The sequence below is a fragment of the Methanoregula sp. genome, assembly GCF_052325125.1.
Taxonomy (GTDB): Archaea; Halobacteriota; Methanomicrobia; order Methanomicrobiales; family Methanospirillaceae; genus Methanoregula.
On the sequence record NZ_JBKQWO010000034.1, the window covers coordinates 99,804 to 111,121 of the forward strand.

The following is an 11,318-nucleotide window of genomic DNA, read 5'->3' on the forward strand; positions in this document are numbered from 1 at the left end:
TATTTCTCTTACAGCCGCCTTTACGGGACACCGTTTTCCAGGGCCACAAAATACCTGTACTGCAGGACCGGAGAAAGATCCTGCCCGCTTCATGTACCAGGTCTGGGCTGATACCCGGGGGAATTGTTAAAGAATTACCGGTCAATAACGAACCGGTTAAATTCTTCCTGGTACCGGCAGCCAAATTCACAGTTCCTGTTCTGGAGTATGCCCGAAAGGATTATCCTGACCGATTCCGGGGAGCGGGGCGTATTCTTTTTGATCAATGCCAGTATTTTATCTGCGCACGGGAGAATATTCCCGCCAAAATGGGTGGTGAACCTGCGGGTATATTCATCCGTTTTGTCTGTCGTGCAGGTCAATTCAAGTATCTGGCGTTTCTGGACATACAGGCAGCTGTAATACAGGAGAGCCCGGGGCTCCTCAAGTTCAGGAATGACTTTCTCCTTGTTCTCTATTAATTTTGAGAGTCCCTTCATGGCGGAGGTGTGATTACCGGTACACATGTTTTTAAAATATTTTTTTAATTTCGATTCGACCATGGGCTCAAAAACCGTTCCCTGGATAACCTGTGCCGACTGGTGAAGTCTGCGGTAGAGTTCGCCGTCAGCATGGAGATCGGCGATGATGTATGGATATCCCTGTTCCCAGATCAGCAGATGTTCGATTTCATGGGCGACTATCCGCGCATCCTCGGGGGATTTGGGATATTTTTTCAGGACAATGGTATTTGTTACCGGTGACGAAGTGCCCTCATTTTTTGCAGTTGCAGAGATCTCCCACGTAATATCTATTTTATCGATATTGGCTTTATTATCGGAATAAAAAGTATCAAAGGCAGGGTATTTCCTGCAGAGGTCAGCCAACATTATCCGAACAATGCTCTGTGCCACTATTTTCCTCTGCATAGTTCCGGATTTTGATTGAGATCTTTTCATGGTTGCTTTTTAGTGAGAGATCAAATAGAGGTTTCTGGAAGAGGTTTCTGGAGACCGGTGACCAGAGAAACCATACCGGGTCTTCCCTTGGTTCCCCCGATTAACGGCCACACAGGGCCGGGGGTGAACTCAAAAGTTGTCGCACTGCAACCACCATGACGATCCATGGATTTTTAGGGGTTTTATTAAAAAATTACATCCGTTTTTTCCGGAATGATAAGATTAATTTCCACCTAAACTAAAGAGATTTTGCGATGCCAAAACCACCTCAAAATGATAATAACCCCGGATACGAACCTCATTTCAGGTACAAACAGTGCCTCATTCTCAGGAACGATGTGAAGATGAGCTGCGGCAAGAAATGTGCACAGGCAGCCCATGCGTCCATTGGGGCATTCGAGAGCGCGGACAAGACGCTGCGCAAATCGTGGCAGGCGGAGGGGCAGAAAAAAGTGGTGCTCAAAGCGGACAGCGAACGGACCCTCTTTGAGATCAAGGTGATCGCGGAACGGGCAGGGATCTCCACATCTCTTGTCCAGGATGCCGGCATGACCGAGATCCCGCCCGGCACTATCACCGCGCTCGGCCTCGGACCGGCAAAATCAGAAGACCTCGACAAGATCACCGGTACGCTTTCGCTCTTATGAAAGAGAGTCCGTATGCGCTCGAACGCGAGCTCGGGATGCAGTACTACGCGACCAGTACGCTGGGTATCGGGGGAACACTCCGCACGGCACCGGAAGATTTCATCGTCGATGAGATCCCTCTCGCAGGGAAAGGCGGAACAACCGGCCCGTACCTGATCTGCCGGCTCACCAAAACCAACTGGGAACTCCAGCACGCGGTAAAAGAGATCGCCCGCCGGCTCAACATCAGTCACCGGCGGATTGGCTGGGCAGGGACCAAGGACAGGAACGCCCGGACCACGCAGCTCATCTCGCTGTACAAGGTGACACCGGAAGAGATCGCGGGATTCTACCTCAAGGATATCATCCTTGAACCAGTCGGGCAGTCAAACGAACAGCTCTCGCTGGGCGATCTCGAAGGGAACCGGTTCGATATCTGCATCCGGGACGCCGGCCCGGAGGATCTGGCCGGCCGGGTCGCGGCTGTTTGCGAAACCGTATCACAGGCCCTGCCCAACTATTTCGGGCTCCAGCGGTTCGGCGTCATCCGCCCGCTGACGCACCGTATCGGGGAGCTGATCCTCCATGGTGACTACGAGCAGGCGGTAGTCACTTACGTGGGCCAGGCATTTCCTCACGAGATCGACGAGGTCCGCAGGGTCAGGACGGTATTTATGGACACCCGTGATCCGGCTGTTGCCCTCCGCGAGCTGCCGGTGCAGATGTCCTTCGAGCGCTCGATGCTCTCGTACCTTCATGCCCGGCCGGGCGACTACGCCGGGGCGCTCCAGCAGCTGCCGCCCAAGCTCCTCTCGATGTTTGTCTCCGCGTTCCAGTCATACCTCTTCAACTGCGCCCTCTCTCACCGGCTCGCCAGCGGTCAAACCCTCACGGACCCGGTGCCGGGAGACCGGCTGATCTTCGCAAACGGCCGCACCGATGCCGTGACCGCGGCAAACCTTCCTGCCGTCACCCTCCACCTCGCCCGGGGCCGGTGCACCATCGCACTTTTCATGCCGGGAAAAGATGAGCCTGATGCTATTACCGGCAATGACGCCATCCGGGATATCCTTGCAGATATGCAGATCACCGCAGAGGATTTCCGGAAGGCCTCGACGTTTGTCAGGACAAAGTTTGACGGGGCGTGGCGTCCGATTGCCCTCAGAACCGTGGTCGATGCCTCCGTAGATGAGACAACCGTGCGCCTGAAATTTACCCTGCCCCCGGGTCACTATGCGACTACCGTATGCAGGGAGTACATGAAGGCCGACCCGCTCCGTATGGTGTGAACCGGTTTTTTTGGGATCTGGAGAGAACCCTGTTTTTTGCAAGCAATAAAACACAGAATGACTTGAAGACAGCACCTGCCTCCCGTAAGATATACGATGAGTGCCGCCGCCCCTGAAGGGAACGTCCCCCGCGGCGGATCGGTAACCAAAAATACTAAAAAACACCCTGCCCCGCCGGGCCTCGAAAGAGGCCCTGATGCGGGGAACCATCACATATTTTTTATTGATTTTCATGGTTCCGGATGTGAACGCGTATGTTCATGTCCGATTCTATGGAGCCGTTTTTTGCTCGTTTTAGAAAGGAAGCTTTATGTGAGGAATGGCCGCGCGAAGGAAAAACGCTTGTCAGGAAAATGGTACGGAAACGACAGGAACAAGGGGGATTTGGAATACAGACTGAACCTGCAACAAAAAATACTTACAGCGAGAAGAAAAATACAGGAAAAATGAGTGCACTTATTTCCGTGCGGCCGCCAGTTCCTTCGCACCTTCGATCGCATCGTTGAGGTTGCCCAGCTTGTCGACAAGGTTGATCTTTATCGCATCGGCACCGCGGATCACCCGGCCGTCATCAATATCCGAGCGTGCAATCATCCTTTGCGTCGTCACATCGTTGATGAACTCGTTGAAACTCTCGTTTACGATCTCTTGTGCGTAGTCCTGCTCGGCAGGGGTGAGCGCGTGGGACGTTGAACCCATGTCCTTAAAAGCCCCGGATTTGACGACCGTGACATTATAGCCTTCCTGGTTCATCCAGCCGCTTATATCCGAGAACGTCCAGATGACCCCGATACCGCCGGTGAACGTATCGGGATCTGCGTATATCCTGTTCGCATGGGCGCTTACATAGTACGCCGCAGAGGTGGCCATGTCCCCCATGGAGACGACAACCGGCTTCTTTGTCTTTGCGTACTCCATGTCATTGATGATCTCTTCTGCCGCAGCCGGTGTCCCCCCGGGGCTGTTCACCCGGAGCACGATAGCCTCGACCATCGGGTCGTCCGCTGCCTGCCGCAGCTGGTCGCCGACATACTCGCTTCCGACACTGTCATCATTGGAAAAATCTCCGGTCGAGAGCGTTCCTTCCATACGGATGACCTTGACACCGGCATGATCGTTTCCGGTGATATAATACACGACAATGAACGCCCCGATTACAAGAATAATACCGGCTACGATGATCAACAACCATTTCAGACTGACGCTGCGGGGGGCAGGAGCCGGTGCAGACATCGCGGGATAGATTGCAGGGATTTCCATACAGGTAAGCTCTCAGGTATACAGCACGTCAAACTCGGAGACGAGGTTGCTGCCGCACAGGTAATATTTCTTGAGATTTAAGCGGATCATCTCGTCTTCTGAATTGATATGCATTCCGCCAACAAGGGACGGCGTATCCGATCCGCCGACAATAAACGGCAGGTGGATGAGCCGTATCTCGTCAACCAGTTTTTCGTGGAGCATATGCCAGTTCAGCGTCGGACCGCCCTCGATCATCAGCTTTTTTACCCCGAAGTCATCGTGCAGGATCTGCATCAGGAGGAGCAGTTCGACATGATCCTTTCCTGCAGTTACCACGGTCACGCCCTTTGCCCGTATCGCTTCAACCCGGTCTTTGGGAGCCCGTTCCGCTACCGCGATGAGGGTCCTCGCATCGGGCCCGAGGACGTTTGAATCAAGCGGGATATCCGCCATGCTGCACGGGATGACGCGGAGCGGGCTTTTGCCGGGCACGAGCCTGACCGTCAGAAAAGAGTTATCGATCCGGATAGTGTTTGCGCCGACCATGATCGCGTCGTATGCGGCCCGTGTCTCGTGGAGCAGGATCTCGGTCTCATGTGCCATGTATTTCATCAGGATCTTGCTGGAAGCACCTTTTTTTAAGGTAAGCTTGCCGTCAGCGGTGATCTCGGACATCATCAGGATATGCGGACGGGCCGGTGTTGCTGCCATGAGCATTCAACTCTCAGTTCTTCATTTGACGCGCGATGTAAATAATATGATGATTCCCTGCAGGCAATAATAATACCGGTGAGTTACCGCTACCGGTCAGTCCGCCATTATCCCGTAACTATTAATGGTTCGTATACCCATGATGTGAGCTATGAATATTACCGCTCTCCGGCCACGGTTCAAACAGTACCTTGAGCCGGTTGCAGGGGTCTTTGTCCGGTGCGGTATCACCCCCAACCAGTGTTCGTTCCTCGCCCTTGTGGCGGGGATTGCCGCTGCGGCCTTGTTCGTGGAACGCCTGTTTCTGGTCGGGAGCCTGCTCCTGCTGCTCTCGGCACTCTTTGACCTGGTCGACGGCAGCATCGCACGCCGTACCAACTCCCACACCAACTTCGGCGCGGTCTTTGACTGGATTGTCGACAAGTACGTGGATGCGCTGGTGCTCCTTGGCGTCGGTCTGTCGGGAATCGCCATCGTGAGCGGGTTTTTGCCAGTCCCGCAAATCGCGGACTTTGCCGTTATCGGGCTTGCCATGACCGGGTCGCTGATGAACACGTTCATCAAGCCGGTGGTCTACGCGGAGATCGGGTACCGGGAAAAAGTGGAAGGCAAGATCGACGACCCGCTGGAGGGAGTCGGGTTCTTTGGCCGGCCCGAAACCTTCCTTGTGCTAATCCTCGGGGGCGTCACCGGGTTTATCGGGATATCGGTTATTATTATCGCGATCTGCACGAACTTCTCGGCGATCCAGCGGATCGTGTACCTGTACAAAACACTCTCGTGAGACACGGGGGTTGTTGCCCCCATATCTGATGAGTGCCGCCGTGTCCAGGAGGGGCCCTGATGCGAAGGAACTCTCGAATAATTTCATTCGTTTTTATTGTCCAATGGGAACCTCAATTGGATTACATGTGATCCTGCAGGGTTCTGTTATTTATTTACCCTGATTCCGTCTCCGGGAGAATAAAAATCCTCAAAAAACAAAAGAACATGATCGTCCCGCCAGGAAACACAGCCCGGTTGCTACTGTTTTCCCGGCTCATCCGGTATTTCTGCAGGCGCCGGCTCAGCCCCGGGCACCGGTTCGGGAGCCGGTGCAGGTGTCCCGGTCCCTTTTCCCCTGATCCGTCCCAGTTCCCTGACGACTTCCCCGTAATACAACTGGTACAGTTCGTCGGCAAACGACCCGAGCTGGGGTATCAGGGTAAAGAGGCCGTACGCGATCACGATCAGGACGACCAGTGCGAGCAACTCCGCGATCACGTTATGGGCCCAGAAGAAGCTCTCGTAACCGATCTCGCCGTTCCCCGCGATATCTGGAAAGTAAGGGAACCACTGGCCGGTATAGGCCATGATGACAAAGACGTTCCGGAACAGGTTGAGGATGTAGATTGTCGGTGCGACAAGAAGGAACGCATAGGCTTTCTGCCGGAGCGTGGTCGGCACCGCTGCGGCGACGCCGAGCATAATCGCGATGCTCTGCATGCCGGTACAGGCAAGGATGATCTCGACCCGGAAGCCGTGCTGTGCGATGATATTCCACGCGTCAAGATTGACCGGGTAATTGAAAATATTCAGCAGCCAGATAATCTCGCTCACGACCGCCGAAATGAGCCAGGTGCCGGCTACGGGCAGGTACGCGAACGGGGCATAGATCAAAAAAGCTACCGCAGCGGCCCGGGAGAGGTGCAGGACCGAGGTATTGCCGGCGAGCAGGTATTTTATGGTGATGAACAGGAACGGGACCGAGAGCGCCGCCATGAGCGGATAGAGGAAATTGCTCTCGGAAAAATATTCCGGCAGCGCGGCAAAGAGAAAGATGACAATAAAGACCCAGCCAACGATCGCTGCATATTTCCGGTGTCGACCGGGTATCAGGGATGCCAGAAATCCGATACAGGATATCAGGACAAGATACTCGATCATCACAGATCTATCTGCGCTTAATCAAAAAAAGGATTCTCCCCATGACCTGTCCCACCGGCAGGGAAACGACCGCGCCGTGACCGCCTGCGCGGGGCGGCCAGTAGGTAACACTTACGTCAGAGGGGCATCATAATCACCTTAATCTTGTATTATAACCAATACTGGTATCCGATGTTTTGCCCGGAATGTAAAACGATGCTGATATCATCTGGCGGCCAGCTCAAATGCCGCAAATGCGGATATATCAGGAAGATCGAGTCCACCGAACATATGACCCGCGAGAAGAAGCGCACGGAGAACGAGATCACCATCGTGGACGATGAAGATACAAATATAAAAACGATGCCCACGCTCCAGATCAAGTGCCCGAAGTGCGAGAACAACCTCGCCTTCTGGTGGCTCCGCCAGCTCCGGGCGGCTGATGAGAGCGAGGTGCGGTTCTTCCGGTGCACCGAGTGCGGCCACACATGGCGGCAGTATGATTAGATAACGGTCATACCTATACCGTCCATTTGTAAAAATTTCAATAATTCTTTGTCCGATCATTTTTTGATTTTTCAAAATAGTATCCTGTGAAACAAAAAATCAATGCGACGCCTCCCTCCTGCGTGTGGCGCATGGATGTTATGGGTCTTGTGTTTATCCGGTACGGCGGGATCATAAACAAAAAACCGGGGCCGGTCTGACAGTGGTGCCCGGATTGCCAGCAATAGGTGAACAATGATCCGGGCCCGGCCCTGTACCGTTTCCACGAGTGGATGTAGTCTTGGTCTCCATGAGGTTTCATGTCTTATGGTAATGCGATCTGTTATTTCCTTCTACATCGGGGAAAACCTCGATTCCCGGTACACCTGCTCCGGTACAATGATCTCGAACCTGACGCCTTTCCCGAACTCGCCCGTCTCCTGAATTCTGATGTTGGTGATGGAGAGGATCGCCCGTGCGAGGTACATCCCGAGGCCGGTATGCTTCCCGAATCCCCGCAAAAAAATCTTCTCTTTCAGATCCTCCGGAATACCGGCCCCGTCATCGCTGAAAGTTATAATCATATCGCTGCCGGATTTCCTGAGATCAAAGGACATCTTAGTCACGTGTTCCCCGTGCCTGAGTGAATTTTCCATGAGGTTATAGAAAACCTTCCCGATGAGAGGATCGGCATAAATCGCGAGACGGTCGACATTGATTTCAAGAGTGATGCCTTCGAGTGGCAGTTGTTCTGCAGCCGACCTGATGGTTGACCGGACTTCCTGCAATTCTGCTGCCCCTATTCCAATGTCCTGGTATTGCCGCGTGAACTCAATCTGTCTCTGGACGATCTTCCCGAGACTTCTGATGTCGTGCAGAAGCGCGGTTTGCTCCTCTTTTGTCCCCGCGACAAGCGCCATGTCCACCGAGCCCAGAAGGCCGGTAACGGTGTTGAGGATATCGTGCCTGGTGACATTGTTCAGGAGATTGAGTTTGTTGTTTGTCGTTGCCAGTGTATCCGTATACCGTTTCAGTTCCGCGGTGTAGTATTCCATCTCTTGTTCATACGTGTATTCGAGATACTTCCGCTCGGTGATGTCGCTGACATACTCGATAACCCCGGTTATCTCACCGGTCTCCGGACTGAACATCGGGAAGCTGTAGACTTCTGCCCATCCCGTAATCTTGTCCGCGTCTTTTATTGTAAGGATTGAACTGTCGGGTTTACCTGTTCTGAGGGTCTTTTGCACTGGGCAGGAATCGCATGGCCTGCGGCGCTGGTGATACACCTCAAAACACCGTTTTCCGATAAGGGGCACTGACTGATGATGCCATTGCTCCATGGTTTTATTGGCCCGCAGGACCGTCATAGATGGATCCTGTACCGAGATGCCATCCTTGATGGCCGACAGAATGTCGTTTAAGAATCGCTCCTGTTCTTTTATCGCCTTTTCCGTCTTTTTCCGGTCTGTGATATCGCGGACAAAGGCAAAACAATACTCCGCCTCATCATTCCTGACATAATTTGTCATTATCTCGACATCCCGGATTTCCCCGTCCCTGTTTCGGTGCTGCGTGGTGAAAATCTGGCTTTTGCGCATGAGGAGATTGGCAGTGGACTTTTCCCAGCGTGCCGGTGTGAGGCCCGGATCCAGCGCGAAGATCTTCATGCCAAGGAGTTCCTGCCTTGAGTACCCGGTAAGCCGGCAGGCGGCTTCATTGACGTAAATGATATTGCCTTCGAAATCGAGCCAGAACACCTCATCTGAAGCCCCGTCGACAGAGGCCTTAAAGAGCTTCAGTTCTTCTTCCGCGCGCTTCCGGTCAGTGATATCGGTAGAGATCACCGTGACTGCAATCACGGTATTGTCTGCAGGTTCAATGACCGGGTTGAGTTTGCGGTGGTAATATTTCCCCTCACGTCTATATTCATACTGCAGGGACGTTTTCGTTCCAATAATCTGCCTGACCTTCTCTTCAAAGGCCGAGGTCTCTTCTGGTGAATGTAACTCACCGTATGTTTTTCTGATATAGACCCCCGGTGAGAGGCCGAGCTGTGCGAGGTGCCGTGCATTGATGAGAAGATACCGGAGGTCCCGGTCAACCGTATAAATCGAATCGTCTACCGATTCGACAAAGGTACGGTACTGGGCTTCCGATTGCCTGAGTTTCTTCTCGGCTTCATGCTGGTGCATGAGTACGGCCTTCGTTTTTTCCTGTTCCTGGTACAGATTGCGGAGGGGGAAGAAGAGAATCACAACCGAAACAATGCTGGTAAACAGGATAGTGACGGTGTGGGATTCCCAGATGGTGATAGATGGATAGAGAATCTGTTTTACCAGCTCGTAGATAAACGAGACAACCAGCATTGCGATAAAAAAAAGAATGAGGATCGTTGCGAGCGATGGAGAATCTTTTTTAAAATACGTGAACTTCCCCTCCTTCAACAGTTCGCCACCCATGTAAATAGAATAAAACTGATTAACTATATTCCAAAATTATGAAGTATATACATTTCTCTTTCATCAAGAAGAATGTAACCGACACCTTGCAGGGGGGGTAATAAGGCAATACCGGAAAAGAGATCGATCTATAGAAATCGTCAGAAAATTCTCCTGACTCTTTTGGGAGCTTCGGTATGCCGCACATCTCTTCCCGCTGCCAGAATATACCGGACCCTCTCTCCATAGATCTGTGTCAGATGCGATTATCTTAGGGCGGGAGCAGTTTTTTCGTTATTGTGAAAAGGTATTGGCTGATATGAAAACTCCCATTGGATATGCTCTCCCTCGGTTTTCCTCAGCACCTGTACACTGCTCACAGTGCACCCTGAGATTTTTTTAGGGCGGAAATCAGATACGAATGCAAATTCTCTATATACATCAATTTCTCCCAAATGTATTTATGTATTTAACTCATTTTTTTATTTAAGAGACTAATATGGTAATTTCTTCCACGGGTAATTTACGCACATTACTTGAGAATATTAAATCTCTTGATTTTTTTAACAGATTATTCGGCTGGAGGCGAATCGAGGAATTAAATACTGTTGCCTATCATGAATTTCTGACCATAACCCACGCATTGGAGGCCATAAACGCGCAAAATAATCAGGCTCAAATCCAGATCCGGCAGATATACGGTGACCTGGAGGATCAAAAAAATCAGTATTCCCAGTTAAAAACAGATCATGATGCATTAAAAAATTCTACAGGCAGTATTTATGATGTCTTAATAAACCGTGAAAATGAACTCGCTGCACTCAAAGAATCAGAATTGAGAAATGGCCTGCGTCTCATAGAATCAGAACAGGAATCCGAAAGGCTGAGAGAGATAATAGATCAATATATCCGATTATTTCAGGAAAAGGAAAACGAATTGGGTGTATTAAAGGAAGCCGATTCAAAAAATACCCAAAGGATCCTGGAACTTAATAAAGAGTCCGATAAGTTACAGAATGCAATCGTGCAGTTTACCCGGAAATTAAATCTGAAGGAATCCGACCCTGGCGTGTTGAAAGAAACAGATCCCGAAAACACCAAAAGAATTGTACGAAGTCACGTAATGATCAGGAATGCCGGGAACTCCAGCGAAAAACGCATCCTTCTTGTCGAAGACGATTCAAACTTCTCAAAAATGCTTGAAGACCTGCTGATGGAAATAGGCTACACGGTAGTCGGGATTGCCGTGAGCGGCGAAGAGGCGATCACCATGGCCGGTGGAGTAAGTCGGGTGGACGTTATCCTTATTGACATCCACCTTGCGGGCGAGATAGACGGCATTGAGACGGCGCGGAGGATCAAGGGGCTGTACGGCACCCCTACCATTTTTATGACTGCTCACGCAGACAACGAGACGATCCGGAGGGTGGTGGTGACAGAGTCCGACGGTTACCTTGTCAAGCCGATCAACCGGCAGGAACTCTTTGCGAATATTGAGATTGCCATTTACAAGAAGCGCAAGAATGATTCCCTCATAGAGCGGCGGGCCGCTACAAACTAGGAGGTCTGCGCATGCGGGATGCCTGTGCCGCAGGTCTTCTTACCGGGGCCCGGCGGGATGTTCCTGTCAGAGGGGTCTGTCCCCGATTCATCCAGAAAATATAACTCATCCCGCTGCCA

General features: G+C 51.8%; 11 protein-coding genes. 6 read left to right on the forward strand and 5 right to left on the reverse strand.

What is annotated here, in order from left to right:
* Nucleotides 1-134 precede the first annotated feature (134 nt).
* On the reverse strand, nt 135-869 hold the full coding sequence (locus tag ACLQMU_RS08395; protein WP_422150327.1) for a hypothetical protein: 735 nt from the start codon (nt 867-869) through the stop codon (nt 135-137).
* A gap of 323 nt (nt 870-1,192) precedes the next feature.
* Between ACLQMU_RS08395 and pth2 the strand changes: the two genes are divergently transcribed.
* The 3 genes from pth2 to ACLQMU_RS08410 all read left to right on the forward strand — a co-directional run bounded on the left by pth2 (nt 1,193) and on the right by ACLQMU_RS08410 (nt 3,303).
* The gene (pth2, locus tag ACLQMU_RS08400) at nt 1,193-1,585 is read left to right on the forward strand and encodes a peptidyl-tRNA hydrolase Pth2 (RefSeq protein WP_424039013.1); all 393 of its coding nucleotides are present in this window, start codon (nt 1,193-1,195) and stop codon (nt 1,583-1,585) included.
* On the forward strand, nt 1,582-2,853 hold the full coding sequence (gene truD / locus ACLQMU_RS08405; RefSeq protein WP_422149788.1) for a tRNA pseudouridine(13) synthase TruD: 1,272 nt from the start codon (nt 1,582-1,584) through the stop codon (nt 2,851-2,853). The genes pth2 and truD overlap by 4 nt, the downstream gene beginning before the upstream one ends.
* 96 nt (nt 2,854-2,949) lie before the next feature.
* Nucleotides 2,950-3,303, forward strand: coding sequence for a hypothetical protein (locus ACLQMU_RS08410; RefSeq protein WP_422149787.1), 354 nt, complete (start codon nt 2,950-2,952; stop codon nt 3,301-3,303).
* A gap of 6 nt (nt 3,304-3,309) precedes the next feature.
* On the opposite strand, the gene sppA is transcribed toward ACLQMU_RS08410, so the two are convergent.
* Nucleotides 3,310-4,113, reverse strand: a complete 804-nt coding sequence (gene sppA, locus ACLQMU_RS08415; RefSeq protein ID WP_422149786.1) for a signal peptide peptidase SppA — start codon at nt 4,111-4,113, stop codon at nt 3,310-3,312.
* Between the two features lie 12 nt (nt 4,114-4,125).
* Entirely contained in the window at nt 4,126-4,806 is a 681-nt protein-coding gene (locus tag ACLQMU_RS08420; RefSeq protein WP_422149785.1) for a dihydrofolate reductase family protein, read from the reverse strand.
* A 151-nt stretch (nt 4,807-4,957) separates the two neighbouring features.
* On the opposite strand from ACLQMU_RS08420, the gene ACLQMU_RS08425 reads away from it, so the two are divergent.
* On the forward strand, nt 4,958-5,590 hold the full coding sequence (locus tag ACLQMU_RS08425; protein ID WP_422149784.1) for a CDP-alcohol phosphatidyltransferase family protein: 633 nt from the start codon (nt 4,958-4,960) through the stop codon (nt 5,588-5,590).
* Between the two features lie 239 nt (nt 5,591-5,829).
* Here the strand turns inward: ACLQMU_RS08425 and artA are convergent, their stop codons facing one another.
* Nucleotides 5,830-6,732, reverse strand: a complete 903-nt coding sequence (artA, locus tag ACLQMU_RS08430) for an archaeosortase A (RefSeq protein ID WP_422149783.1) — start codon at nt 6,730-6,732, stop codon at nt 5,830-5,832.
* 171 nt (nt 6,733-6,903) lie between these two features.
* On the opposite strand from artA, the gene ACLQMU_RS08435 reads away from it, so the two are divergent.
* Nucleotides 6,904-7,218 carry a transcription factor S gene (locus ACLQMU_RS08435; RefSeq protein ID WP_422149782.1) on the forward strand — a complete coding sequence of 105 codons (315 nt, stop codon included), beginning with the start codon at nt 6,904-6,906 and terminating at the stop codon, nt 7,216-7,218.
* A gap of 332 nt (nt 7,219-7,550) precedes the next feature.
* Here ACLQMU_RS08435 and ACLQMU_RS08440 read toward each other — a convergent pair whose 3' ends face one another.
* Nucleotides 7,551-9,659 carry a PAS domain-containing protein gene (locus ACLQMU_RS08440; RefSeq protein ID WP_422149781.1) on the reverse strand — a complete coding sequence of 703 codons (2,109 nt, stop codon included), beginning with the start codon at nt 9,657-9,659 and terminating at the stop codon, nt 7,551-7,553.
* Between the two features lie 478 nt (nt 9,660-10,137).
* Between ACLQMU_RS08440 and ACLQMU_RS08445 the strand changes: the two genes are divergently transcribed.
* Nucleotides 10,138-11,199, forward strand: coding sequence for a response regulator (locus tag ACLQMU_RS08445; RefSeq protein ID WP_443673654.1), 1,062 nt, complete (start codon nt 10,138-10,140; stop codon nt 11,197-11,199).
* Nucleotides 11,200-11,318 lie beyond the last annotated feature (119 nt).